This window comes from Acrocarpospora macrocephala (assembly GCF_009687865.1).
Classification (GTDB): Bacteria; Actinomycetota; Actinomycetes; order Streptosporangiales; family Streptosporangiaceae; genus Acrocarpospora; species Acrocarpospora macrocephala.
The window spans coordinates 133,393-160,112 of the sequence record NZ_BLAE01000007.1 but is presented as its reverse complement, the minus strand read 5'-3'; the positions used below and the strand labels follow the sequence as shown (position 1 = coordinate 160,112).

Sequence of the window (26,720 nt, the reverse complement as noted above, 5' to 3'; positions counted from 1 at the left end):
ATCATGACGGACTCCACGGCGTACAACGATGCCGTTGACCTGCTGGAACACGCCTGGCGAACGGGCGACGACGGACTGCTCGACCAGGCTGTCCACCTGCTGCGCCGGCTGGCGGCGGAACCGTCCGCCGACGCCGCCGTGCTCTCCACGCTCGGGGTCGCGCTGCACCAGCGGTACGAGCGGTCGGGTGACCGTCACGACCTCGACGACGCGGTCGCGGCGCACCGCGGCGCCGTCGCCCGTTGCGCCGACGACCACCCCGATCAGGTCGCCGTCCTGGTGAACCTGGCGAACATGCTGCGCATCCGCTTCGACACCACCGGCCAGGACGCGGACCTGGAGGAGGCCGTCCAGCTCAACCGGCGAGTCGCGGCGATCCCCGCACTCAGCCCGGACGTGCGCGTCGTCGTGCAGACGAACCTGGGACTGTGCCTGCGGATCAGATTCCAGGCGACGGGCGCCGAGGGGGACATGGACGCGGCGATCGCCGCGTGCCGGCAGGCGGTCGACGCCATGCCGGAGGGTTACCTCGAACGCGCCGGAGTCCTGGCCAACCTGGCCGGCGCCTACCAGGCACGCTATGAGCACACCGGCGTCCGGGCCGACCTCGACCAGTCGATCGCGCTCGGCCGCCTGGCCGCCTCCGCCGGGGGCGCCGCCGCGCATCGGCCGCGCATCCTGTCCAACCTGTGCGGCGCGCTCCAGACGCGCTACGAGCACACCGGGGACGGCGGCGATCTGGACGAAGCGCTTGACGCCGGCCGAGCCGCCGTCGTGGCCACCGCCGGGCACGACCCTGGCCTGCCAGGCAGATTGGCCAACCTCAGCGCCGCCTTCCTGACCCGGTTCGATCGGACGGCTGATCCCGGCGACATCGAGGAGGCCGTCGTCGCGGCCCGCGCCGCCGTCGACCGTACGCCGGAGGACGATCCCGGCCTCGGCGGCCGGCTGTCCAACCTGGGCGCCGCCCTGCGGATGAAGGCCGACCAGACCGGCGGGCACGCCGACCTGGACCAGGCGATCGAGGTGTGCCTGCTGGCGGTGCGCGTCACTCCGGAGGGGCATCCACGACGGGCCGCCTACCTGTGCAACCTGGGCAACGTGCTGCGTGACCGATTCCGCCTCGGCCAGGAGCGGGCCGCCGCCGACCAGGCCATCCAGGCGTACGAGCAGGCTGTCGATCAATGCCCGCCCGGCCATCCCGACCTGGGCGCCTACCTGTCCAACCTGGCGGGCACCCGCTTCGACCTCTTCGAGCGGACGCACGAGGAACAGCTGCGCGCCGAAGCCATCGCAGACTTCCGCCGGGCGACAGGGCTGGAAGGGGTACGCCCGCGGATCCGGGTGGCGACGGCCACCGCCTGGGGGCGGGTCGCGGCGGACGCCGGCCGGTGGATCGACGCTTTGGCGGGCCTGGAACAGGCGATCACCTTGCTCGGGCTGCTGGCGCCCCGCGAGCTCGGCCGCGAGGATCAGGAACGGGAGCTGGCCCGCCACATAATGATCGCCAGTGACGCCGCCGCCTGCGCGCTCCAGCTCGATGACCCCGGCAAGGCGCTCACGCTGCTGGAACAGGGCCGTGGGCTGCTGCTCGGCCAGGCCATCGACGCCCGCACCGAGCTGACGGACCTGCGGGAACACATGCCCGACCTGGCCGAACGATTCGACCGGATCTGCCGTCTGCTCGACGCCCCGACTCCGCTGGACGCCGCGCCGGCCGCGGTCAGCGCCCAGCGCCGCCGGCACGCCGCCGATTTCACCGACGTCGTCGACCGCATCCGCGCGGTGCCGCGCTTCGCGCGCTTCCTGCGGCCGCCCGCGCTCGCGGACCTGCTGCCGCTCGCAGAACACGGTCCGATCGTGGTGGTGAACGTCAGCGAGCTGCGCTCGGACGCGCTCATCCTGACCACCCAGGGCGTCCGGAACGTGCACCTTCCGCTGCTCCAGCCCGCGGCCCTGGTGGAACAGGTCGCCGTTGTGGCCCGCCTGGACGAGGGGGCCGGCGGAATCGCGGAAGTGGAGTTGTCGGGCGTACTGGACTGGCTATGGCGGGCGGTCGCGGCGCCCGTCCTCGCGGAACTCGACCTGCCGGCGCCGATCCGGCTCTACTGGGTGGCCACCGGGCTGCTGACCTTCCTCCCGCTGCACGCGGCGCAGCCCGCCGACGGAGACGTCGGCCTGCTCGACCTGGCCATATGTTCCTCGGTGCCGACCCTGAGGGCGTTGGCTCACGCGCGCTCCCGGTCCCCCGTGCCTACCACGAGCGTGCTCGCCATCGGCGCACCCCCCGCACCGGGGCAGCGACCGCTTCCGGCGGCGCGGCGCGAGCCCCACCTGGTCAGCGCGGCCCTCCCGGTTCCAGTGAAGATCATTGAGGGCCACGAGGCGACCAGATCGGCCGTGCTGACCGCGCTGGTCACGCATGGCTGGGCCCATATCGCCTGCCACGCCGTCACCGATGACTCGAGCCCTTCCCAGAGCGCGCTGGTGATCCCCGACGCGGACGGCCGGCTGCTCACCGTGGCCGACATCGCCCGGCAACGGCTGACCACGGCTGACCTGGCCTATCTGTCGGCGTGCGCGACAAACCGGACGGCGGTGGCCCTGGCCGACGAGGCGATCCACATCACCTCCGCGTTCCAGCTTGCGGGCTACCGGCACGTGATCGGGACGCTGTGGCCCATTCCCGATCGCCTGGCGAGCCGGGTCATGCGTGATTTCTATGCGGGCGTGACCCTGGGGGGACGCGTGGACGCCGACCGTGCCTCGACGGCCCTGCACGCCGCCCTCCTGGCACTCCGCTCACGTGCTCCGCATCATCCGTCAGCCTGGGCCGCCTACATTCACAGCGGGGCGTCAGGGTGACCCGACGAGGATGAACGGCGCCCAGAAGCCGGTTCCCTCGGCCGGGCCGCTTCCCGCCGGGGCCGACCCATCGCGCGTGCGCGTCAGCGAACCGCCCGCGGACGCCTTGCCGGCGGCGGCGGCCAGGCGCCGGTACCGGATGGCCAGGTCCGTGCTGGGCTGGTCTTTCGTCCAGCGTTGGGCGCGGGACAAGGCTTCCGCGGGAGTGTCGCCCTCGGCGAGCCGCCGGTAGAACCTTTCCATGATCACGCAAGTGATCCGGTCGTGGACCGGCCAGAGCGAGACCAGGGCACGGCGCGCTCCGGCGGCGATCAGGGCGCGCGTGAACCCCACCAGCTCACCGCCGAATGTCGGCTCTCCCTGGCCGGTGTCACAGGCGCTGAGCACGACCAGGTCGGCGCGGAGGGCGAGTCCCGCGAGGTCGGCCATGGTCAGCTCGTCAGCTCCGGCCAGCGCGATCGCCGATGCCGTCGGCGCCTGCGGGGAAATGAGGCCATGCGTGGCGAAGTGCAGGATCCGCGCTCCCATGGCCCGGTCGCGTACCGCCGTCTTGCGCGCGGCTCCGCCCTGCAGCGGCGTCACGCCCAGCAGGCCGCCGACGTGGTACGCCTCGACGCCCGCCCCGCGCAGCCGCGACAGCCCGCGCTCCGGATGAAACCTGGGGTCCCCGACCACGAGCGCCGCCCCTTCGGCGGCCGGCCGCCATGGGAATGAGAGCCTGTCCAGCAGTTCGGCGCCTGGCAGGTAGGAAATGGTGTGCTCGGCGATGAGGGGGGTGGCCGGGCGGAGGTCGAGCGCGCCGAACGGCACGAGAGCGAGTGCGCCTGACGGCGCGACGAGCACCCGCTCATGATCTTCGAGCATGGTGCGCACGGGGCCGAGAAGGAGCGCGGCCAGCTCATCCGCCGCTCCCTCGCCGTCCTCCGGGAGCGATCGTCCGGCGAAGCTCCGCGTGGTGCGACTCGCCATCCCGGCCAGTTCGTCGCCGTCCACCTCGAGCTCCCAGGCATGTACGCGATCCCGTGAGCGAGCCCACACCAGCGTACGATCCGCGCCCACGAGGTAGTCGAGCAACAGGGTGCCGCCGGGCAGTTCCAAAGGGGGCGGCTTCGCCGGGCTCACCGATGCGACCCGTCGAGTACGCAGCAGGATGCCGGGCATCGCGTCGAGCGCGGCCCGCTCGGCCTGCTCGAGGGCGGCCTGCGCGGCATCCAGCCGTTCCTGCGCCTCCCGTACGCCGTCCAAGTGTTCCTGGGGCGAGGCCGGGCGGAGCGCGGCGACCTGCTCGAAGGCGGCGGTCCACGCGACGTTGGCCTGCTGCCAGCGGAGCAGCACCGCCGCATGAGCGGGCGGCGCGTCCCTGATCGCGGCGGAGTCCGCCAAGGTGTCATGCAGCGGAAGGGCGCGCAGCCGCCCGCCGTATTCGTGGCCGGAGCCCGCTGCGCCTGCCGCCCTGGCGAGCCGGGCGGCGAGAAAGTACGTCTCTCCCATCTCGGCGTCGTCGCAGACGGAGGTGCGATAAGCGTCCCGCCGCAACGCGGCGAACCGCCGCTCGAACTCGTCGATGTCCCTCTCCAGCTCGGCGAGCACGCCGGAGGCCGCGGGCCCGGTCACGTCACCGCAGCCCAGGGCGATCCGCGCGGCCAGGACGTGGCGGCGCCGCGGCAGCGTGCCGGCGAATGAGGGGTCCTGACCCCGCTCGCGCAGGAGCGTGCGGGCCTCTTGATAGGCATGCGCCGCGACGAGCAGTTCGGCGTGCCTCGCGGGTGGCATGTCCGGCGCCTCCGCGGCCAGGGCGCGGACCTCGTCGCGGGCCTCGGCGAGCCGCCCCGCCCAGGACAGGGCGACGACGGCGTACGGCCTTCCCTCGGTGCCGATATCGCGCGCGAGCGCGAGCACCTCCTCGACGAGGCGGTCGGCCTCGGCCGGAGAGCCGGATCGCCGGAGCCGTTTCGCCTCGATCAGCGGCGCCATGCACCGGGTCAGGTGAACCTGGGAGATGAGGCTGCCCGCGAGGGAGGCGACCAACGGCACGGCGAAGTCCTGGTGGGGCACCGGTTCGCCGGCCGCGGTCACCCTGCCGAGCCCGAAGCGCTCCAGCTCCCGCATGGCGAGGTCCCCGTGGATGACCGGATTCCGTACCGGGGGCGGTGTGTCCCGGCCTTCCGGGCGATGCTCGACGAGCCGCCGCATCCGCTGCCCGGACTGGCGCAGGCCGTCCGCGTCCCGAAGGTCCATGAACTGCGCGGTCTGGAACACGGTCAGCTCGGCGATCTCGCTCCAGAGCGCGAAGTCCACGCCGGGCAGGGCGTCCCAGCCGCCGAGGCCGCGCAGCCGCCGGTCGAGGGCGCGTTCGAGCAGCACCACGGTCGGCTTGCGGCTGTTCAGGGAGGCGTACAGGTCGCTGAGATCGCCGAGCGCGGATCGCTCCTCCGCCGCGTCGCCGACCGCGACGGCGATGTCGGCCGCCAGGCTGAGGCAGGCACGAGCCCGTTCCACCTCGCCGCCGTGGCGCCACATCCTGCCCACCGCTCGGATCAGGCGGGAGAGACCCAACGTCAGGCTGGGGCTGCCGGCGGCTGCCGCCCAGCCGCCGAGGTCACCGGCGAGCTCCGCTCCGGCTGCAGTGAACAACCCGTCATCGATCTCGGCCAGCACCCGATGGGTTCCGGTGAGATAGGCGCCCGCGACATCACCCGCCGCGGCGTAGAGCCGCTCGGCGCCGTCGAGAAGCTCGCGAGCGGAGCCGGGCCGGCCGGCGCTTCGTTCCAGGAATGCCCGCCGCACCAGCACGGCCGCGCGACCGCGCGGCGCGTCCGCGCGGTGGAAGTCCTCCTCCGCGTCGCGATAGGCCGCGAGCGCGAGCTCCCGCGTCCTGGCCGAGGGCGGGGGAGACGGCGAACGGTTCAGGTCGCCCAAATCGAGACCGAGAATCTCCGGTGAGCTGCCGGGAGTGGCGTAGGCGTCCCCGATGAGCAGCCGGGCGCGCGCCGCCATGGAATGATCCGCGGCGCGCCGGCTCCGCTCCAGCACCGCTTCGGCCAGCCGTACGGAATCCTCGGGGAGCCCGCCCAGCCCGAGCAGCTCGGCCTGGAGACAGCTCAGCAGATCGACGTAGCGGTCGAGGCCATGGTCGCGGGCCAGCACCATGAAGTCGTTCACATAGTCGCCGTATCGGTGCGCGGCCGCACGTCCTTGCGACACACCCACCCGTGCGGCCCCCATCACCGTCGACCGCAGCATGCCCACTTCTGCCATGGGACACATGACCAGCCAGTCGCTCCGGTCCAGGCCGAGGGTGTCGAGATGTTTCCGGCCGAGGTAACGCACCGCCGTCAGGTCGTCGCCCGAGAGATTGCCCGGAAACCAGGCGCGGGCCAGGCGCGTGATCAGGACGCCCATGAGACTTCGGAGGCCCTCGGGGGCTCGCGGCGCCAGCTGGGCGGCACGCCCCGGCTCTCCGGCCGCGAGGCACGCGAAGACGCAGACCGTCACGTCGCCCGCGCGGTCCGCCGCGGCGAAGATCTTCCCCGGCTGGCCGGACAGATCCTCACGGGCTGCCCAGACGAGCACGTCCGCAGGAACCATAGGACACATGCAACAGGGCGCGCGGTCCGCTTGGAAGGGCATCAGGTCGTTGATTCAGGATGCTCGTGGGCCGCGCTCTCGTCTGCCGGGCAGCTCACGCGGCACTCCAATGCCACTGCCTTTTTGTCCAGTTTTCGTCCCAGTTTTCGTCCTGTCTGTTGCACCGGCGACAGGCGATGATTGGGTCCCGAAGGTGGGGGATCGGAGCCGTCCGGTTGAGGGCATCGGACGGCTCCCTGGTCTACCCGGTCCGGGTGTCGGCGGTGAGCGGCTCAGGACGTGAGAAGGTCCTCCAGGCTGTCACCGAATCAACGCCGAGGCCGCTCATCGGCTCCCTTTCCTGATGTCCCGTTTCATGGCGTCCCGGCCGCGGCGCCGCCGACGGCGGAGTCGCGCTTGGTTCCGGCTCCGCCGCTTTCGCCTGGCGCGACCGCGCCGGGAATTCCGTGCGCTGTGGTGGCATGCGTGTCATTCATTTTCCAGCCGCTTTCTGTCGAGAATGGGGAGTGCTAACGGAGACGGCGAAGGCGCGCCGCCGGTCGGAACGCCCGGCGAAAAAGGATCGGGCGAAATCCGAATGGCACCGGCCATTCGAAATCGCCCATCTTTCCTGACAGGATTCGGCATAGCCAAATATGGCCACCGCATCCTCCGGCCATGACCGAAAGTGATTTGGCCATATGCTGCCACGCGCTTTCGCGGTGTTGTGGACAGTTCCTGGACAGTTCCTGGACAGCTGGGCGGCGTTATCGGCTGAGGTCAGTGATGGTGACCATGAGCCTGGCCGAAGTCGGCGAGAAACTGCGGATTGTCCTCGAAAACGGTCCGGCAGGCGATGAAGTCCGTGGTGCTGTAGGCGAGGAAGAGAACGGTCCGAATACCGCCCCGGACCGTCAGAAGGTGATCCAGGGCCGCGCCGACCAGCGTCCGGAGCGTCCCGGTCGGCTCGGCGCCGCCCACTCCGGCGCCGAGGATGGGGAACAGGATGGTCGTGTGGGCCGGCTCGGCGGCGGCCAGTCTCTCCGCCGCATCGAGGGCCTTGGTCACGCAGTGTCCGATGTCGTGCACCTGCCGGTATCCCGCGCCCGGCTCTCCCTGGACCGTCGCCACGTGCACGATGGAGCGGACCCTGTTGCTGCCGAGAAGATTTCCCGAATCGGTGGCGATGGCCGTGCAGGGGGCGACCTGGCCGTGTCGTCCCACCTTCTGGACGAGCGCGTCGGCGATCCGATCCTCGACCACCTGGCCCGTCTCGTCGCGCCGGGCGCCGAGGTACCGGATGATGGCCGAAACGGAGTGCTCCTCGAATCTCGCCATTTCCATGCGGGTGTTCTCGGGGTTCACCCATATGTCCGCGCACTTGACGCGCCGGATGTCTCCGGTGATGAAGCCGATGCGGATGTCCGAGGTCTCGGCCAGCGCCTGCGGCCGGTAGAGGTATTCGGTCTGATGGGCCGGCAGCCCGGCCGGACCAGATGTCATGGACCCCGATGCCATGGACCCCGATGCCATGGACACGGCCCCGTCGGCCTCCCGGCTCTTCAGCTCGAGCAGGCGGGCGGCCTCGTCGAAACGGCGTCTGGCGGTGCGGGCGTCCCGGTCGAGCTGCATGGCGAGCCATTCCATGCGTTCGTCGAGAAAGCGGAACTGGGCTTGCGGATGTAACGAGAGACCGACGCGGAAGGCCAGCGCGAGGTCGGGCGGCAACGTGCCGGCCAGGGACTCCAGGTAGGTGATCAAGCGTTCGCTGACCTCCCTGGGCCCGTCGGAGTCGTCGATCCCCGCCCGGGCGCGCAACAGCGGGCCGATACGCGCGACCAGGTTGGCGGCCAGGACACCACGGCCGGGACGCAGCTGAATCAACTCCGTGAACAGGTCACTCATCGGCTCGACTTCTCTGAGGCATGGGTTCACCCCGCGGACGCGCGGGCCGTTCCCGTGTGCCCGCCGCGCGGCGCTACAGGCGGGCACACGGCCAGCAGTGCCCGCGTATAGGACGCCGCCGCCAGCGAGGCGTACTTCCGCCAGAGGCTGCCGGTGTGGTTGTCGCCGTAGTCGCTGATGCCGCGGATGACGAGCCACTCGAGGCCGTTGGCGAACCCGGAGTTCCCGATTCCTTTGCCCTCCATCTCGAGAGCGCGAAGGTTGTACCGGGCGGCGACGTCGGCGCGTACGCGGGCGTTTCGCAGGGAGCGGTCGGCGCTCCCGATGTGGCCGTAGTGCACCTTCGGCCATCCGGGCCGATGTCCGCTGAGCCCCATGTCCGGATGCGGCACGATATGCGCAGACTCGTCGGCGAGGAAGAGCTGATCGGTGGCCGCATCCGGCCGGGCGAATTCCGGCAGGTCGGTCTCCGCGGCCCGGGCGAGCAGCTCTTCCCAGGGGCGCCTGCCCTGCAATTCCTCGGCGGCGAGCCAGTTCGCGCGGTGCGCGAGAAGCCGGGACGGCCGTGGGAACGGCTGGCGGAGAACCGCGCCGCCGGGTCGGTCGATCACGTGGTCGTAGTCGACGATCCCCCAGGTGGAGACGACGATGTCGCCGAGCCGTACGTGCCTTTCCGGGTGCTCGGGGTCCGGCACCCCGGCCGCGATGCCCACCATGAGGATCAGCGCCACCGAGCCGAAGCTCCGGGCGAGGTTGGCACAGCCGTCGGCGGCGAGATCGTTGCCAACGTCGCCCAGCAGCGTCAGCACGACCCGATGGGGGGTGTCCGGTTCAGGCCCCGGCAGGGTGCCGAGGATGTAGTCGGCCCGGTCGTTGGCGATATTCACCCGGGTCCGGTCCTGGAGCATGACGTACATGGCCGCGAACTCCTCGGGCATCGCCGTGACGATGCCCAGAACCGGATCAGCGGCGGGCGTCTGGGCAGGGGTGTGCGGGACGGTGAGCATCCCGAGGCTCTCATTCATCCGGGCCGCGCCCTCGTATGCCGATTCCAAGTAAGAGATGTCGTCCTCCAGTTGCCGCTCGAACCAGGCGCCGAGCTCCCTGTCGTCGTGGAAAAGGGCACCCTGGCCGGCTGCGTCGCCGCCGAGCGCCGCCTGGGCGCTCGTGTTGGCGATCTTGACCGTCCGATGCATGGTCTTGAGGAATGCGGCCCGCGTCGCCACCTGCGTCTGGTCGGCGCGCAGGGTGGCGAGCCCACGGCTGACCGCGTCCGTCGGGACGAACGGCCCGTTCGTCCTTCTCCCGGCGTTCACCAGCCCCTGAAGTTCGAGGATGCCACCGTCGATCCGCTCGCAGAGCTCGCTCACCGGGGTGGCGCACGCGTGTACGCGCGCCTGATAGCGGACCTTCGCGACGTGCTCGAGGTAGCGGGCGAACGGCGGAAACAGCGGCCTCCCGTCGGACCAGGTCCATACGCTGAGCTCCCGATCGCCGTCGGGAGCGGCGAGAACCACGATCCTTCTTTCTGTGCGCGTTTTCAGCCGGGGCGTCAACTCCCAAGCGGTCAGCCCGTGGACGGCCGACGAGGGTCGCTGCCACCAGCCCCGCTCCTGGCCGGATTCCGGCAGCAGGGCGGCGATCGCCGCACCGGTCTCCGCCGGCTCCATGACAAGGCTCTTCTCGGTGCGTTTACCGAGATAGAGGCGAGCGACGCCGATGAGCCCGTCGGTCACGTCCCCGATGACCGCGTCCAGCAGCCGGTCCATACGGCGCCACGGCGCCTCGTGCTCATCGACGGCGCTTTTCGAGGCGGCGAGCAGGATCGACACGCGCAGGACGCCGTTCTCTTTGCGCATCACCATCTGAGCGTCGCGATCCGGGCTCTGCCGGAGGGCGACCACGCCATCGAATGGGCCTCCGTTCAGCGGGATCGGATCGGTCATACGCAGATGTTCCTCGGCCCGCGAAATCAAAAGATCGATAGTCTGGCCGGCGCCGTCGCGGGACCGCCCGTCCGCGACCACAAATAAATGCGCGACGAGTTCCTGCTCCGCCACCAGGAGAGCGGCCGCGGTCGTTTTCATCGTCCACTCCCCGGCTACGAGCGCGGCGGGCAGCCGCGGGGAAATGCCGTGAATCAAGTGTATCGACAGCGACTCGCGGCGAAGCGGCAGCGAATAAAGTTATGCCATGCACGAGTACGGCCTCGGCGCCGATGACGAAGAACAGCCGATCGGCGCAACCCAGATCACGGCCGACGCACTCGATTCTCTCCGGGACGTTCTCGACTGGCGTTCCACCCCGGCGCACTGGGCCAAGATCTCCCGGATCATCGACGCGATGGCCACCGCCCTCGAGCGGAACGACCTGGCCGGCCTGCGCACAGCTACGATCGAGCTCGATCTCGCGAGCCCATATCGGGTCCTCAAAGTGGGAGAGGGCGACGACTCCGCACCGGATCACGTGCACGAACAGACGGTCCGCTTGATCCACACGTTGGAACCCAAGCATCCCGAAGGTTTCTCAGAACCGCGGTGAGGATCGTCCATCGCGGTCACGTACGAGGAAATTCCACACTCGGGCACTGATGTGTTCCTGCAGGTCCATGAGCAGATCACGGGCCTGCTGCACGGTCCAGGCGCCCGCTGGGATGAGCAGTGACGCCGGTCAGGTGGACCCGCGCAAATCAACGAACCAGTAAGCCAGCCTCCCCGCGACGTCGTCACACAGCCGGAACACGTCATCGTGTGTCTTGCATTAGTGTGTGACGCACACTATCGTGTGAGCATGCCGGCAGACGAGTTGTACGCACTACACCAGCAGGAACTGCGGCGAGGGACCATCGTGCTCGCCTGCCTGCTCATCCTCAAACAGCCGAACTACGGATACGCCCTGCTCGACCAGCTCGACCAATCCGGCTTCGCCGTCGACGCCAACACCCTCTACCCGCTGCTGCGCCGACTGGAAAAACAGGGGTTGCTGACCAGCGACTGGAACACCGAGGAATCCCGGCCGCGCAAGTTCTACCGCACCAGCGACCAAGGACTCACGCTCGCCGACGCCCTCAGACGCGACTGGGAAGAGCTGCACGCCGCCTTTCACGCCCTGAAAGAGGAATCATGACCGCCACCACCAGCACCCTCACCGACCGATACGTGGACCTGACCCTGCGCCGCTTACCGGCGAAACAACGCCCGGACATCGAAAGAGAATTACGCGCCTCGATCGCGGACGCCATCGATGACCGCACCGACGCCGGCAGCGACCCCGCCGAGGCGGAGCACGCGGTGCTCACCGAACTCGGCGACCCGGCCCGGCTGGCCGCCGACTACGCCGATCGCCCGTTGCACCTCATCGGCCCGAGCCTCTATCTGGACTACGTCCGGCTCATCGTGGCCATCCTCGTGACCGTCGTGCCCGCCACCGCGGCAGCCACCGGATTCATCCGCATCCTGCAAGGCGGCGCCGCCGGGCCGGTGATCGGGGACACGATCGGCACCGCGCTCACCACGACCGTCCACATCGTCTTCTGGACCACGCTGCTGTTCGCCGTCATCGAGCGCACATCAAGCCTGCGAGCCGGCCCGGCCCGGCAGTGGACCCCCGACGCGCTCCCGCAGCCGCCCAGCCGCCGCGCCCGCCATGGCGCCGTGATCGCCGAGATCGTGACGGTGGTCCTGTTCACCACCCTCGTGCTGCTCTCACCGGTCGTGAGCACCCAGACCGACGCCACCGGCGACCCCATCGGCATCCTCTCGCCCTGGCTGTGGCAGACCGGCGTGGTGTACGGGTTCCTCGGCCTCGCGATCGCCGCTCTCGGCGTCACCGTCGCCAAGAGCTACGTCCGCTGGAGCGTTCCCGTCGCCGTCACCGCCGTGCTGCTCAGCATCGCCACCACCACATTGCTGATCTGGATCGCGGCCAGCGACCGGTTGCTCAACCCCGCCTTCGTGGACGCCGCCGGGTGGCCGTCGGAGGTGGCGTACTGGACCAACGCGGGCCTCATCATCGCCGCCGTGCTCGCGGTCGTCCACGCCGTGGTCGAATCGGCCGCCGGATTCGCCGCCAGATCGTGGGTGACCCCCAGCTGGAAACCAATGATCCACACCATCGTCGAAAAGATCCCGGCCCGAGCTCCCCGCCGCTGATCGACAGGCACACACGCCCGGAACGCCCTCGCGTCCGGGCGGGCCTAATCCGGGACCCGGTAACGGCTGTCTGTGCGTCGGCCCGGCCGTTCCCGCCCGCTCGCGACGCCGGGCGCATGCTCCACCAGTTCGTGTACGTCCCTCTCGCGGCCATCCCCTTGTCGCGGCCTTCCCTGTCGCGGCCATCCCCTAAGGAGCGCTCATGAGCACTGTTGCACTGATCACCGGAGCGGCGAGCGGCATCGGGGCCGCCGTCGCCCGGCGCCTGTCCGCGAGCGGGGTCGACTGTGTCCTGGTCGACCGCGACGGCGAGGGCGTCGAGCGGGTCGCCAAGGAGGTCGGCGGCGGCTGGGTGGTGGGCGACGTCAGTTCGGAGGAGACCTCGCTGCGGGCCGTCGCGCTCGCCGATGAGCGGTACGGCCGCCTCGACCTCGTCCACCTCAACGCCGGGACCAACGGCGGCATCGACATGTCGGCCTTCGACGCGCAGCGGTACCGGACAGTGATGGGGGTCAATGTCGACGCCGTCGTCTACGGCGTCGCCGCCGCCCTCCCGCTGCTCAAGCGCTCCGGCGGCGGCTCGATCGTGGTCACCTCCTCCATGGCCGGGCTCATCGGCTTCGGCATCGACCCGATCTACTCCATGAGCAAGCACGCCACCGTCGGCTTGGTCCGCGCCCTGGTGGAGCCGCTGGCCAGGGACGATGTCAAGATCAGCGCTGTCTGCCCGGGCTTCACCGACACACCCCTGGTCGCGCCCGCCAAAGAGATGATGATCAAGCTCGGGCTCCCGCTGTTGACGGCCAAGGACGTGGCGGCCGCCGTGGAGACCGCCTTCCACGCCGAGCCCTCCGGCACCGTTCTCGTCGTACAACCGGGAATGGAGCCGACGCCCTACCAGCACGCGGCCCTTCCCCACCCCGCAGCGGAGTGAACAGCCCCCACCCACTCCGCGCGCAGCCCTTCCCCGGGGTGCCGGAACCAGAGCGGTTCCGGCACAGCAGCCGGGCCAGGAGATGCTCACCCTCGACTTGCCGAGGTGATGCATCGGCGACAGACGGCGTGCAGGAGCGCTATACCGTGCGATCCTGGCGGCGATCTTCGTCATGGGCGTGCAGAGCGTCCTGTTCGGCCTGATCCCGCTTCCACCACTCCCGCGTATGCCTGGGCCTGAAGGCGAGGTCGGGAGGGCCCTGTGAGGGGGTGCTTCCGAAATTTTCTTGGAATTGACAATACTTTCGGTCGTCGGTGCGTGTTACGAACCCGATATTTTGTTAATGGCCAGATGAGAGTGCCGAAATGTTTCGGGAGCGTCCTTCTCCAGTTCAACGGGCATGAATGAACTTTTCAGCGGCGTTTTCGGTCTTTTCCAAGGTCGGCGCAGGTGTCTTGATTGCTTGTCCGGAACGCTCTTGCGAAGCAATTTGCGGCGGAGGAATGTGGGAGCGCTCCCAATTCCGGACGAGAACCGGGTCGGGTGCTGCTTGGCCCGCTTCAAGGAAGCGTGCACCCATCGGTCTCGTCTCGGAGAACGCTTATGCGAATCAACCGGAACACCTGGCGCAGAGCCGTGATGGCCGCGGCAGCCGTACTGCTCGGCGCGGTCGGGCTCGCCGCGGTCCAGACCGCCGCCGACGCCGCTGTGTCGTGTTCGGCGACCTATGCCAAAGGCTGGGACAACGGCAGCGGGTTCGGCGCCACCATCACGGTGACCAACACCGGCGACCCGCTGACCAGCTGGACACTGGGCTTCGACTTTCCCAACAACCAGGTGATCACCCAGATGTGGGACGGCGTGCCCACCCCGGCGACGCCCACCCCGGCAGGTGCGGTCGTCGCCATCAACCCGGCCTCCTACAACGCCGCCAAGGGCACCGGCGCGACCTGGAGCGTCGGCTTCAACGGCACCTACACCGGTGGCGTCAACACCAACCCGCCCAGCGTCTCGTGCACCGGAACCGGCGCCGGAGGAACGCAGCAGGCCCTGGTGGTCTCCGCCACCAGCGTGAACGTCCCCGAGGGCGGGACCGTCGGCTACACGGTCCGCCTGCAGTCCCAGCCATCCGGCAACGTGACGGTCACCAACACCGCGGGCACCGGTGACAGCAACATCACCGTGACCGGCGGCGCCACCCTGACCTTCACCAGCGCCAACTGGAACATCCCGCAGACGGTGACGTTGAGCGCCGCCGAGGACAGCGACTTCACGAACGGCACCAGGCCGATCGCCGTGGCCTCCAGCGGCCTGACATCCGTGACGGTGAACGCCACCGAGGCCGACAACGACATGAGCTGTACGCAGGGCGTGACAGTCACGCCGACCGGCGTGATCGTGCCGGAAGGATCGACGGCCACCTACACCGTCCGCCTGAACTGCCAGCCGGCCTCCACTGTGACGGTCACCAACACCGCGGGCACCGGTGACAGCAACATCACGGTGATCGGCGGTGGCACCCTGACCTTCACCAGCGCCAACTGGAACATCCCGCAGACGGTGACGTTGAGCGCCGCCGAGGACGCCGACAGCACCAACGGCAGCCGGCCGATCATCGTGGCGTCCACCGGCTTGACGTCCCTGACGGTGAACGCCACCGAGGCGGACAACGACGGCAGCACCGGGGGCGCGGCACCCGCCCTGCACGTCTCCGGGAACCGGCTGGTCACCTCCAGCGGCGCGACCTACCGTCTGCTGGGCGTCAACCGGGCCAGTGGCGAGTTCGCCTGCGTGCAGGGTAAGGGCATGTGGGACAGCGGCCCGGTGGATCAGGCCTCGGTCGACGCGATGAAGGCCTGGAATATTCGCGCGGTCCGGATCCCGCTGAACGAGGAGTGCTGGAACGGCACCAACGGCTCGCCCAGCGGCGCCGCGTATCAGCAGAACGTCAAGGACTACGTGAATCTGCTGGTCGCCAACGGCATCACGCCGATCGTGGAGATGCACTGGAACTACGGTCAGTACACCGGTCCGGGCGCCGGTTGCTCGGACATCGCGGCGACGTGTCAGAAGCCGATGCCCGACGCGCAGTACGCGCCGATGTTCTGGACCGGGGTGGCCAACGCCTTCAAGGCCAGCAACGCGGTCGTCTTCGACCTGTTCAACGAGCCCTTCCCGGACGCGGCCGCGAACTGGAACGCGACCGCCGGCTGGACCTGCTGGCGCGACGGCGGCACCTGCCCCGGCATCGGTTACCAGGTGGCCGGCATGCAGTCACTGGTCAACACGGTACGCGCCACCGGCGCCACCAACGTGATCATGCTCGGCGGCCTGACCTGGTCCAACGACCTGAGCCAGTGGCTGACCTACAAGCCGACGGATCCGACCGGGAACCTGATGGCCGCGTGGCACACGTACAACTTCAACGCCTGCTCCAACGTCTCCTGCTGGAACAGCCAAGTCGGCGCCGTCGCCGCGCAGGTGCCCGTACACGCCGGTGAGATCGGCCAGGACTCCTGCGCCCACGACTACATCGACCAGGTGATGGCCTGGGCCGACGCGCACGGCGTCGGATACACGGCCTGGACCTGGAACCCGTGGGGCTGCGGCCAGGGCAACGTGCTCATCACCGACTACAGCGGCACCCCCACCAGCACCTACGGCGAGGGCTTCAAGGCACACCTGCTCACCCAGAACCCACTCTCCTAGCATCGCCCGGCCGGGCCCGTCACGTGGCGGGCCCGGCCAGGTGCGCGTCCCTCGGTCGTCTCTAAGAGGAGTCAGCCATGCTTCGCAGACCCCACTGGTACGCCTTCCTCGCCGCGCTCCTCGTGGCAGTCACCTTCGGCGTCGCCCTGCCCGCGCTGTCGGCGGCGGCGCTCGTCCGGATCATGCCGCTCGGCGACTCCATCACCGCCGGGCCGGGCTGCTGGCGCGCCCTGCTCTGGCACCGCCTGCAGACAGCCGGATACACGAACATCGACTTCGTCGGCAGCGACCCCGACGGCGGCTGCAACTACGGGTTCTCGTACGACGGCGACCACGAGGGCCACGGCGGCTACGCCGCCACCGGCATCGCCGACCAGAACCAGCTGCCGCCGTGGCTGGCCGCGGCCAGGCCCGACATCGTCCTCATGCATCTGGGTACCAACGACATGTGGGGCGGCTTCATCCCCACCGCCACCGTCCTCGCCGCGTACACGAAGCTGGTCGGCCAGATGCGGGCGAACAACCCGAACATGAAGATCATCGTGGCGCAGATCATCCCCATGAACCCGTCCGGTTGCCCCACCTGTGCGGCCAGCGTGACGGCGCTCAACAACGCGATCCCGGGCTGGGCCGCGGGCCTCACGACCGCGCAGTCGCCCATCGTCGTCGTGGACCAGTGGACCGGCTTCAACACGGCCACCGACACCGGGGATGGGGTGCACCCCAACGACACCGGCTTCCAGAAGATGGCCGACCGCTGGTACCCGCCGCTCGCCCAGGTGCTCAACGGCGTGATCCCGACGCCGACGGCCAGCCCGACGCCCTCACCCAGCCCCTCGCCTTCCCCGTCTCCTTCGCCCGGTGCTGCCCGGTGCACCGCCACCTACCAGGTCATCTCCCAGTGGGGCGGCGCCTTCCAGGGTGAGGTCGCGGTGAAGAACACCTCCCCGACCGCCTCCTCCGCGTGGACGGCCACCTTCACCTTCGCGATCGGCCAGCAGATCAACCAATCGTGGAACACGACGCTCACCCAGAACGGAGCCACCGTCACAGCACGCAACGCGAGCTACAACGGCAGCCTGCCGGCCGGCGCGTCCACCACATTCGGCTTCATCGCCACCTGGAACAACACCACCAACGCGCTACCCCAGGTGAACTGCACGCTCAGTTGATCACGCGCGCGGAGCCGATCAACGGCTCACCTCACCTCACCTCCCGACAACCTTCTGGCTCGGGCATGTGCCCGGTGGGACGACTCGGATCCGGTGCGGATCCGGGCTTGACGAGGAGCAGCGTGCCGGGCCCCTGACAGGGTCAGGCCGCGGCCTGGAGGTGTTTGCGCGTCCATTCCTTGAAGGTGGTGAGCGGGATGCCGAGGGCCCGCGCGTACTCCGGGCGGGCGGGTTGCCCGGTCACGTTGATCCGTTCGTGCGAGACGCCCGCCCACGCGGGCATCCCCGCGGCGATCGCCTCTTCCTCGGTCATGTCGGGCGCGGTCAGCTCGGCGCCCAGAGCGTCGGAGAGGATCCCGGCGATCTCCGTCATCGTCAGGTAGTCGCTGGCCAGTTCCAGCTCGGTCTTGTGGAACCGATCGGGTTCGGCGATGGCCGCGGCGGCGGCCTTGCCGATGTCCTCGACCGCGACGAGGGAGAGCCGGGTCCGGGGCTTCAGGACGGTCGCCAGGCCGCCCTCGACGCCGCGCGGGAACAGGTACGCGACGGACGGCAGGAAGTTCTCCATGAACCAGCCCGGCTTGATGAGTGTCCAGTGCTTGAAGCCGGCCTCGCGTACCCGGTCCTGGATGCCGGTCTTGGTGGTGTAGTAGGGCTCCAGGGGCGCCCAGCGGCCTTCGGCCCAGCCGGCGGTCTGGGTGTGTTGTCCGGCGCCGGAGACGGAGGTGTGCACGAACTGCGGCACGTCGGCGGCCAGTGCTCCTTCGATCAGGTTGACGGCTTGGGCCAGCTCGCCGTCGAAGTCGATAGTGTCTGCCTTCATCGCGGGCATCTGCACCGAGAAGACGGCTCGGGCTCCTCGCGCGGCTTTGATCAGCGAGTCGCGGTCGTCGAGGTCGCCGGTCACCAGTTCGGCGCCGAGCGCGTGGACGGCCTTCGCCCGGTCGGTCGCGGGGTCGCGGACCAGCGCCCGGACGGGGACGCCCGCCGCGATCAGGGCGCGGGCGGTGGCGCCGCCTTGCTGTCCGGTGGCGCCGGTGACCAGGACGGGTGCGGAATCAGTGGACATGAGGCCTCTCCTGAGGTGCACGTTCATTAAACGGCGGGGTCCGCCGGTTATGTTCGAGTAAGATACGGCGGACCCCGCCACTTAGCAACCCTGAGGTGATGCCATGCCCGTCCAGCGTGCGGACGCCCGGCGTAACTACGCCCGCCTGCTCGCCGTGGCCGAGGAGGAGATCGCCGTGCACGGCGCCGATGCGTCCCTGGAGCGGATCGCCCGCATCGCCGGAGTCGGATCGGGCACCGTGCGCCGGCATTTCCCAACCCGCCACGCCCTGCTGGAGGCGGTCTTCCATGAACGGATCGAGACGCTGTGCGTCCTCGCTCGCGATCTGACCGGCAGGGCCGACACCAGGGCCGCGCTGCTGGAGTGGCTGGGCGCCGTCACCGCGTACGCCGCGACCATCCGGGGGCTGGCCATCGCACTGACCCGGGACAGAGCGGCCGACCCCGAGGTGGCACATGAGCACTGCGCCTCGGCGCAACTCACCGAGGCAGGCGCCCCACTTGTACGCCGCGCCGCGGACGCTGGCGCGCTGAGGCCAGGCGTAACCATCGCCGACCTGCTCGCGCTGATCACCGGCATCGCCCTGGCCACGGAGAACTATCCGGACCCTGCCGCCGAGGCGAATCGGCTACTCGAGCTGACCATAGCCGGAATAAGCCCTCATCAGTGAATGAGTGTGTGGCGGACCCGGGTCCCGGAACCACTGCGACAAGTCGGACGACATCACCGGCTGCGCGTTCGCCCCTCGCTGAACCGGCGGATCTCGGCCACACCCTCGACGTACTGGAGGCCTGGATCGAGGTCGTCGACGCCCCTGGCGAGCGTGAGCGGGCCGGGCTGGTCAACGACATGCTGGCCCGGTCCGCCGCCTACCCCCGGCTGACCGACCACGCGAGGGGCTGGCACCTGCACTACCGCGACGACCGGCAGCCGCTCGGGGCGGTGCTGTTCGCGCTCATCTCCGTGGGTACGGCGCTGCACCTGGTCAGCCGGGGGATGGACCAGCTGGGGCGCTGCGCTGCCGCCGACTGCGAGATGATCTTCGCTGACACCTCACGCACCGGACGGCAGCGCTACTGCCGCCAGCCGTGCGCCAACCGCGACGCGGTACGACGCCATCGCGCCCGTCACTCCACGCCCGCCACCTGACCGGCCAGCAGGCGACGGTAGCCGGCGTTGCCGGAGAGCAGGTCGTCATGGGTTCCAGTGGTGATCGTGCGGCCGTCATCGAGCATCACCACACGGTCGGCGGTGCGGATCGTGGACAGCCGGTGGGCGATGACCAGGGTGGTGCGGCCTGCTCTGACCTGGGCCATCGCCTGGGTGACCTCCTGCTCGCTTTCGGCGTCGAGGTTGGAGACGGCCTCGTCCATGATGAGGATGGGGGCGTCCTTGAGCAGGGCGCGGGCGATGGCGATGCGCTGCCGCTGCCCGCCGGAGAGGCGCGCGCCCAGTTCGCCGGGGATCGTGTCGTAGCCATCGGGGAGGCCGGTGATGAACTCCTCGGCCAACGCCGCTTCCGCCGCCGCGACGACCTCGGCGTCGGTGGCCTCGGGCCGGCCGAGGCGGATGTTGTCCTTCAGGGGGATGTTGAACAGGTAAACGTCCTGGGGGACCAGGGTGATCAGCTTGCGCAGGTGGTCCTGCGGGAGGTCGCGGATGTCGTGGCCGCCGATGGTGATCGCGCCGTCGGCGACGTCCCAGAAGCGCATCAGGAGACTGGCGCAGGTCGACTTGCCGGCGCCCGAGTGGCCGACGAGGGCGACGGTCTCTCCCGGTTCGACGGTGAAGGTGGCGTCGGCTACGGCGTCGGGTAGCGCGGGCGCGTACCGGAAACGGACCGTGTCGAAGACCACGCGCGGGGTGATGTCGCCAGAGAAGTCCGTGACGCGGTCGCGGACCGGCGGCTCGGTGTCGAGGATGGTCATGATTCGCCGCCCGGCGGCGACGACCAGGTTGACGTCGCGGGCCACGTCGGTGACGGCGATGACCGGGGCGAAGGTCGTCGCGGCCAGGACGACCGCCACGGGGAACAGCGCCGGGTCGAGAGCACCCCGGGTGACCAGGAGCGCGGCGGTGACGAGCACGGCGAGCAGGCCGAAGACCGTCAGGGCGTTGGTGACGCCGTGTTCGAGGCCGGAGCGGCGGGCGTGCGCCAGTTTCGCCCCGAGCAGCTTGGCTTCCAAGCCGCGGAAGCGGCCGATCTGGCGTGGGCCGGCGCCGGAGGTGACGAGTTCGCGCAGGCCCTGGAGGGTGTCGACGGCCTCGGCGTTGAGCTCGCCGACCTGGGCACGCAACTCCGTGCCCTGTGCCTCCGCCTTCTGACGCAGCCACGACGGCACGGTGGCGAGCAGCACCAACGCGGGAGCCAGGGCGCCCGCGAGCGCGGGGTCGAAGGTGCCGAGGGCGGTGAGCGCGGCCACCGGGACGGTCGCGGCGCTGACCAGGGGGCTGAGGGTGTGGGCGAACCACAACTCCAGTTGCTCGACGTCGGAGATGGCCGCCGCGCCCAGGTCGCCGGAGCGGCGTTCCAGCAGGTAGCCGGGGGCCAGCCGCTCGAAGGCGGCATAGATCCGGCCGCGGATGTCGGCCAGGACCCGGAAGGCGGCCACGTGGGCGAGGTAGGACTCCAGCCAGGGGGTCAGCGCCACGAACGGCAGCAGCACGCCCAGCAGGATGAGACCGCCGGTGAACTCCTGGCCGGTGATGGCCCGGCTGACCACCCACGCGCCTGTTCCGGCCGAGGCCAGGACGACCAGGTGGTGGGCGATGCCGCTGACGATGGCGAAGACCAGCAGCGTGCGGTGCGGGCCGATCAGGGCGAGGAACCTGGTCATCGGGCTGCTCCTTGCTGGGCGGCTACCAGGCGGGCGTAGGCGCCGCGCCGGGTGAGGAGGTCGTCGTGGTGGCCGGACTCGACCACCGCGCCGCCGTCCATGACGATGACGCGGTCGGCGTCGCGGACCGTCGAGAGGCGGTGGGCGATCATCAAGGTCGTCCGGCCGCCGGTGAGGGTGTCGAGGGCCTGTTGGATGGCGGTCTCGTTGGCCGCGTCGACGCTGGAGGTGGCCTCGTCGAGGATGAGGATGGGGGCGTCCTTGAGCAGGGCGCGGGCGATGGCGATGCGCTGGCGTTCGCCGCCGGAGAGCTTCAGGCCGCGTTCGCCGACGATCGTGTCGTAGCCCTGGGGGAGTGCGGTGATGAACTCGTGGGCGCGGGCTGCGGTGGCGGCGGCGGTGATCTCGTCGTCGGTGGCGTCGGGGCGGCCGAGGGCGAGGTTGTGGCGGACGGTGCCGTGGAACAGGTACGTGTCCTGTGCGACCACGGCCACCAGCGAGCGCAGCCGGTCCAGCGGCAGGTCCCTGATGTCGACGTCGTTCACGGTGACGCGGCCCTGCGTCGTGTCGAAGAAACGCGACAACAACGCGGCGACCGTGGTCTTCCCGGCGCCGGACCTGCCGACCAGGGCGACGCGTTCGCCGGGGGCGACATCGAGGGTGAAGTCCCGCAGGGCGGGCCGGTCGCGGTCGCGGTAGGTGAAGGTGACGCCCGTGAACGCCACCGAAGGCGGGCCGGCCAATCCGAGTGCGGTGGTCCCTGCCTCCGGCACGGGCTCGTCGAGCACCTCCAGCACGCCGCGCAGCGACGGGACGGCGTTGTAGCTGGAGTGGTAGGCCGCCTCCAGGTCGCGTAGCGGCCGGAAGCACTCGGCGGTCAGCATGAGGATGAGCAGCAGGTCGGTGACGGTGATCTCCCCGGCCACCAGCCGGTGCGCGCCGATCCCGATGGCGATCGCGGTTCCGGTCGCGATGACGAAGGCGACGCCGCCGACGTACAGGACGATGACGGCCATCAGGCGGATCGAGTCGGTGCAGAACTTCTCGGCCAGCGCGGCCAGTTCGGCGCCCCTTCGGCGGCTGGCGTTGAACGCTTTGAGGGTGACCATGCCCTGGAGGGCGTCGAGGTTCTCGGCGTACAGGCCCTTGTAGGCGGTGAACCACGCCCTGTTCCGGCCGCGCAGCACCGTCTCGGAGACCAGGGGCAGCACCGGCAGCAGGATCGAGCAGCCCAGCACCACCAGGCCGACCACGACATCGAGGGTGAACAGGTACGCCGTAACGGCGATCGCCCCCACGACCGCGGCGATCATTTGGGGCAGGAAACGGCCGACATAGGCGTCGGCGGTCTCGATGCCGTCGACCAGGCTGGTCTGGGTCGAGCCGGTACGGCCTCGCTGCGCCCACCCGGGTCCCAGAGCCAGAAGCTTGCCCACGAGGCGTTCCCGCAGCTCGGCCTTGACCAACCCCGAGGTACGCAGCGCCGCCGTCTCCCGCAGGGCCAGGGCGCAACTGCGTACCACCTGAAGAAGGGCGATGCCCACGAGGGGCCAGACGATGGCGGTGAAGCCGTCCCCGGCGAAGATCAATGCCAGCGAGTGGGCGACCAGCACGCCCTGGAACACGTAGGTGGCGGTGATGGTCAGCAGGATCGCCACCAGTCCGGCCAGCCGCCATCGGACCGCCGGGATAAGCAATCGGAAGATCATGTCTCCTCCTTGAGGCGTTCGAAGGCGTACTGGGTACGGGGCACCGCGCGCACGCCGAACACCCGGGCGATCACCTCGGGGGTGAGTTCATCGGCGACCACGCGGCCGGTGTCCATGACGTAGACCCGGTCGGCGAACTCCCGGGCGTGGTTGAGGTCGTGCAGCGCGGCCAGCGTGGTCAGGCCCAGGTCGCGAACCAGGTGCAGCACGTCGAGCTGGTGGCGGATGTCCAGGTGGTTGGTCGGTTCGTCGAGCAGCAGCAGGCGGCTCTCCTGGGCCAGCGCGCGGGCGATCAGGACCCGCTGTTTCTCCCCACCGGAGAGAGTGGCGAAGGACCGGCTCGCCCGGCCGGCCATGTCGACGCGTTCGAGGGCTTCGGCGCAGCGTTGCCGGTCGTCGCCGGTGGTGCGGGAGAGCGGGCGTTTGTGCGGGGTACGGCCCATGAGCACGACATCCTCGACGGTGAAGTCGAGCTCGGCCGGGTACTCCTGGGCCACCACGGCGATCCGGCGGGCGGTCTCCCGGTGCGAGAGCTGCCGCAGGTCCTCCTCGTCGAGCGAGATCAGCCCGGCCGCCGGGCGCAAGGCCCGGTAGACCGCGCGGAGCAGGGTCGATTTGCCGCAGCCGTTGGGGCCGACCAGGGCGGCGAAGGCGCCGGGTCCGACGACGAGGCCGGCCTCCCGCACGATCGGGGTGCCCTCGATGGTGACGGCCACGCCGTCCAGGACGAGTTTCACGCGCGCCTCCGCAGCAGCCACAGGAAGAAGGGCGCGCCGAAGACGGCGGTGACGATGGTCAGCGCCAGTTCCCGCGGCGCGTCCACGGTCCGGGCCGCGATGTCGACGAGCTGGAGGAACGCCGCGCCGAGCAGCGCGGAGACCGGCAGCACGCGGCGGTGGTCGGCGCCGACGAGCAGCCGGGCGGCGTGCGGCACCATCAGCCCGACGAACGCGATCGCCCCGCTGGTGGCCACCATGACCCCGACCAGCAGCGAGGTCAGCACGAACAGCTGGAGCCGGAACGCCCCCACGTGCACGCCCAGCGAGGTCGCGGTGTCCTCCCCGGCGGCCAGCGCGTTCAGCGGCCGGTGCTGGACCAGCAGGTAGGCCACGCCGGCTCCCAGCACCACGGCCGGGATGGGCAGCATCTCCCAGCGCGCGCCGCCGAGGGAGCCGAGCAGCCAGAACAGAACCTGCTGCGCGGCCCGGCCGCTCTGCGCCTGCTGAAGGATGTAGGAGTAGATCGCCTGGAACAGGAAGTGCAGCGCCACCCCCGCCAGGACCAGCCGGGCCGGAGTCAGCCTGCCGCCGCGTTGCGCCAGCACGTACACGAGAACCAGCGCCATCAGCGACCCGCCGAACGCGGCGGCCGACAGCGACAACCCGCCGAGGGTGGACGCGCCGAGCACGAACACCGCCACCGCCCCGAGCGAGGCCCCCGAGGAGACCCCGAGCAGGAACGGGTCGGCCAGCGGGTTGCGCACGAGCGCCTGGAGCACCGCGCCGACCACGGCGAGCCCCGCGCCGACGAGGATCGCCAGCAGCGCCCTGGGCAGCCGGAAATCCCACACGATCTGCTCCTGGACCGGCGTCCACGTGCGGGCCACCGACCCGGGAAACAGCTGGTCGGCCACGATGCCCCAGCACTCGGCCAGCCCGACGGACACCGCCCCGATGCTGACGGCCAGCCAGGTGGCGAACACCACCGCTCCGGCCAGCAGCCCGAGGACCAGCCCGAACGTCGACCCGCGCCGGGCGATGGGCGCCGCCCGGCCGGTCGCCTTCTGCGTCAGCGTCATCGGGTGAACGCGTCAGGGTGCAGGAACTTGGCGATCTCGACGATGGCCAGGATGTTCCGGTAACCCGGATGCGCCGCCGCCGCGGGCACCGGCATCGTGCGCTTCTCCTTGGCCGCCGGGCTGTTCTTCACGACGCCCAGCACGTCGGCGGCCTTCTTGTCCGCCGTCGCCACCGCCTTGCCGTCGTAGACGACGTAGTCCAGCACCAGCAAGGCGTCGGGGTTGGAGGCGGCGACCTGTTCCACGCTGAACTCGGAGTAGTCGGCCTTGGTGTCGGCCAGCACATTCTCACCTCCGGCCAGGGTGATCATCTGGTTCATCAGTCCCGCGCCGCCGTAGGCGGTGACCGGTCCGGTCCCGCCGTCGGTGGCCAGGATCCGCACCTTGGGCAGGCCCGACACCCGCTTCTCGACGTCGGCCAGGGCGGCCCTGAGGTCGGTGATCAGTTTCTCGGCCCGGTCCTGGACGCCGAAGATGATCCCGAGATCGCGCAGGTCGGTGAAGGTCTGCTCGATGGTGAACTTCAGTGTCTCCTCGGGGCTGCACCAGTTGCCCAGGATGAAGACCGGCGCCCCGGCGGCCTGGAGCTCGTCGACCGTCGCGTAACCCCCGGCGGCGTCGAAGCTGCTCTGGCCGTTGTCGATGACGAAGTCGGCGCCCTGGGCGAGCATGACCTCCTTCTGCGGCAGCATGATCGTGTCGGAGATCTGCGGGATCGCGTCGTAGGCGGCCTTCTGGCCGGGCAGGAAGCCGTCCGGCCCGTTCTCCTCGAACGCGGTCCTGGCAGCGATCTTGTCCTGGAGGCCGAGCGCGAGCAGCGTTTCCAACGCGGGCTGGTAGCCGGTGACGACCTTGCTCGGGGGTTTGTCGAAGGTCAGCGTGCGACCGCAGTTCCGCACGGTGATCGGTGCCGCGGCCTGCTCGGCGGGAGCCGTCGGCGGGGCGGCCTGTCCGCATGCGGCCAGGACGAGGAGAAGCCCACCGGCCAGCAGACGCTTCACGCCGCCGCCTCGCAGACGACGTCGAGCAGCGCCTTGTCCCGGGTGATGAGCGCGAGCGTGGTCACCCGCGACTCCCTCCAGGCGGCCACCCGGTCCCGGACGCGCTCGGCCGGCCCCAGCAGGGCGACCTCGTCGAGCAACTGGTCCGGTACGGCGGCGACGGCCTCGGCCCGCCTCTTCTCACGGTGGTGTTCGCGGATCACGTGTGCTTCTTTCTCGAACCCGAGCGCGCAGGCGAGCTCGTAATAGGTGTTGCGGACGCCCGGCAGATCCGGGCCGATGAAGGCGGCGTAGAGCGGGCGCAGGTCGTCCCGCGCTTTGGCCACGTCTTCGGTGATGGCCCCGTGGGTGATGACGGTGATGTCGATCGCGCTCCGGCCGGAGGCCCTCAGGCCCTCGTCGAGCGGCGCGGTCATCACCTTCTCCCGTTCGGGGGAGTAGAAGCCCGGCAACCAGCCGTCGGCGACCTCGCCCGCCAGCCGCGTCATGCCGGGGCCGATCCCGGCGATGTAGGTCGGGATGGTGGTGCGGACCGGATCGAGCAGCGCCTTGACCGGCCGGGAGCGTTCCGTCGCGGGCAGCCGGTAGTACTCGCCCTCGAACGCCACCCGCTCGTCGCAGGCGATGGCCTTGCGGAGGATCTCGACGTACTCGCGCATGCGGGTGACCGGCTTGCCGAACTCCTGGCCGTGCCAGCCCTCGACGATCCACGGCACCGACACTCCCAGGCCGAGCAGCAGGCGGCCTGCCGAGAGGATGTCCAGGGTCAGCGCGGTCATCGCGGTGTTGGCCGGGGTGCGGCCGGCGAGCTGGAGGATTCCGGTGCCGAGCTTGATGTGCTCGGTCCTGGCGGCCAGGTAGGCGAGGATCGTCACCCCGTCGGCGCCGTACTCCTCGACGCTCCACACCGAGTCGACGCCGATGCGGTCGGCGTGTTCGACCAGGGGCAGCAGCTCCGAGATCGGTTCTCCGTGGTAGCCGAGGGCCAGGCCCACACGCATGT

19 protein-coding genes are annotated in these 26,720 nt (G+C 70.1%); 9 read left to right on the top strand and 10 right to left on the bottom strand.

Annotated features, from left to right (window positions below; all coding sequences use genetic code 11):
- Positions 1-3 precede the first annotated feature (3 nt).
- Entirely contained in the window at positions 4-2,865 is a 2,862-nt protein-coding gene (locus Amac_RS06490) for a CHAT domain-containing tetratricopeptide repeat protein (RefSeq protein ID WP_155353396.1), read from the top strand.
- Here Amac_RS06490 and Amac_RS06485 read toward each other — a convergent pair.
- From Amac_RS06485 to Amac_RS06475, 3 genes are all read right to left on the bottom strand, one after another.
- Complete coding sequence (locus Amac_RS06485; protein WP_155353395.1) at positions 2,857-6,453, bottom strand: CHAT domain-containing tetratricopeptide repeat protein; 3,597 nt, start codon at positions 6,451-6,453, stop codon at positions 2,857-2,859. The genes Amac_RS06490 and Amac_RS06485 overlap by 9 nt on opposite strands.
- Before the next feature lie 759 nt (positions 6,454-7,212).
- A complete protein-coding gene (locus Amac_RS06480; RefSeq protein WP_155353394.1) occupies positions 7,213-8,337 on the bottom strand; it encodes a macro domain-containing protein in 1,125 nt (374 codons plus the stop codon).
- Positions 8,338-8,363: 26 nt separating this feature from the next.
- A complete protein-coding gene (locus Amac_RS06475; protein ID WP_155353393.1) occupies positions 8,364-10,424 on the bottom strand; it encodes a CATRA conflict system CASPASE/TPR repeat-associated protein in 2,061 nt (686 codons plus the stop codon).
- Between the two features lie 106 nt (positions 10,425-10,530).
- On the opposite strand from Amac_RS06475, the gene Amac_RS06470 reads away from it, so the two are divergent.
- The 6 genes from Amac_RS06470 (at position 10,531) to Amac_RS06445 (ending at position 17,303) form a co-directional block, all read left to right on the top strand.
- Entirely contained in the window at positions 10,531-10,878 is a 348-nt protein-coding gene (locus Amac_RS06470; protein ID WP_155353392.1) for a CATRA system-associated protein, read from the top strand.
- A 249-nt stretch (positions 10,879-11,127) separates the two neighbouring features.
- Positions 11,128-11,463, top strand: coding sequence for a PadR family transcriptional regulator (locus Amac_RS06465; RefSeq protein ID WP_155353391.1), 336 nt, complete (start codon positions 11,128-11,130; stop codon positions 11,461-11,463).
- Positions 11,460-12,488 carry a permease prefix domain 1-containing protein gene (locus Amac_RS06460; protein WP_155353390.1) on the top strand — a complete coding sequence of 343 codons (1,029 nt, stop codon included), beginning with the start codon at positions 11,460-11,462 and terminating at the stop codon, positions 12,486-12,488. Before Amac_RS06465 ends, Amac_RS06460 begins: the two co-directional genes overlap by 4 nt.
- A gap of 202 nt (positions 12,489-12,690) precedes the next feature.
- Positions 12,691-13,422, top strand: a complete 732-nt coding sequence (locus Amac_RS06455; RefSeq protein WP_155353389.1) for an SDR family oxidoreductase — start codon at positions 12,691-12,693, stop codon at positions 13,420-13,422.
- Between the two features lie 603 nt (positions 13,423-14,025).
- Entirely contained in the window at positions 14,026-16,131 is a 2,106-nt protein-coding gene (locus Amac_RS06450; RefSeq protein ID WP_155353388.1) for a cellulase family glycosylhydrolase, read from the top strand.
- Positions 16,132-16,208: 77 nt separating this feature from the next.
- Entirely contained in the window at positions 16,209-17,303 is a 1,095-nt protein-coding gene (locus Amac_RS06445) for a cellulose binding domain-containing protein (protein WP_155353387.1), read from the top strand.
- 142 nt (positions 17,304-17,445) lie between these two features.
- Here Amac_RS06445 and Amac_RS06440 read toward each other — a convergent pair whose 3' ends face one another.
- Positions 17,446-18,372 carry an NmrA family NAD(P)-binding protein gene (locus tag Amac_RS06440; RefSeq protein ID WP_155353386.1) on the bottom strand — a complete coding sequence of 309 codons (927 nt, stop codon included), beginning with the start codon at positions 18,370-18,372 and terminating at the stop codon, positions 17,446-17,448.
- 103 nt (positions 18,373-18,475) lie between these two features.
- On the opposite strand from Amac_RS06440, the gene Amac_RS06435 reads away from it, so the two are divergent.
- Both Amac_RS06435 and Amac_RS55890 read left to right on the top strand, forming a co-directional pair.
- On the top strand, positions 18,476-19,042 hold the full coding sequence (locus Amac_RS06435) for a TetR/AcrR family transcriptional regulator (RefSeq protein WP_155353385.1): 567 nt from the start codon (positions 18,476-18,478) through the stop codon (positions 19,040-19,042).
- Between the two features lie 8 nt (positions 19,043-19,050).
- On the top strand, positions 19,051-19,521 hold the full coding sequence (locus Amac_RS55890; protein WP_246268107.1) for a CGNR zinc finger domain-containing protein: 471 nt from the start codon (positions 19,051-19,053) through the stop codon (positions 19,519-19,521).
- Here Amac_RS55890 and Amac_RS06425 read toward each other — a convergent pair.
- From Amac_RS06425 to Amac_RS06400, 6 genes are read right to left on the bottom strand one after another with little or no spacing between them, the layout of a single operon-like run.
- On the bottom strand, positions 19,500-21,209 hold the full coding sequence (locus Amac_RS06425; RefSeq protein WP_155353384.1) for an ABC transporter ATP-binding protein: 1,710 nt from the start codon (positions 21,207-21,209) through the stop codon (positions 19,500-19,502). The two genes, Amac_RS55890 and Amac_RS06425, sit on opposite strands and share 22 nt — an antisense overlap.
- Positions 21,206-22,918 (bottom strand): ABC transporter ATP-binding protein/permease, encoded by a 1,713-nt coding sequence (locus tag Amac_RS06420; RefSeq protein ID WP_155353383.1) that lies wholly within the window; start codon positions 22,916-22,918, stop codon positions 21,206-21,208. The genes Amac_RS06425 and Amac_RS06420 overlap by 4 nt, the downstream gene beginning before the upstream one ends.
- Positions 22,915-23,655, bottom strand: a complete 741-nt coding sequence (locus tag Amac_RS06415) for an ABC transporter ATP-binding protein (RefSeq protein ID WP_155353382.1) — start codon at positions 23,653-23,655, stop codon at positions 22,915-22,917. Before Amac_RS06415 ends, Amac_RS06420 begins: the two co-directional genes overlap by 4 nt.
- On the bottom strand, positions 23,652-24,716 hold the full coding sequence (locus Amac_RS06410; protein ID WP_155353381.1) for a FecCD family ABC transporter permease: 1,065 nt from the start codon (positions 24,714-24,716) through the stop codon (positions 23,652-23,654). Before Amac_RS06410 ends, Amac_RS06415 begins: the two co-directional genes overlap by 4 nt.
- Positions 24,713-25,717, bottom strand: coding sequence for an ABC transporter substrate-binding protein (locus Amac_RS06405; RefSeq protein WP_170322353.1), 1,005 nt, complete (start codon positions 25,715-25,717; stop codon positions 24,713-24,715). The genes Amac_RS06410 and Amac_RS06405 overlap by 4 nt, the downstream gene beginning before the upstream one ends.
- Positions 25,714-26,718, bottom strand: coding sequence for an LLM class flavin-dependent oxidoreductase (locus tag Amac_RS06400; protein ID WP_155353379.1), 1,005 nt, complete (start codon positions 26,716-26,718; stop codon positions 25,714-25,716). The genes Amac_RS06405 and Amac_RS06400 overlap by 4 nt, the downstream gene beginning before the upstream one ends.
- Positions 26,719-26,720 lie beyond the last annotated feature (2 nt).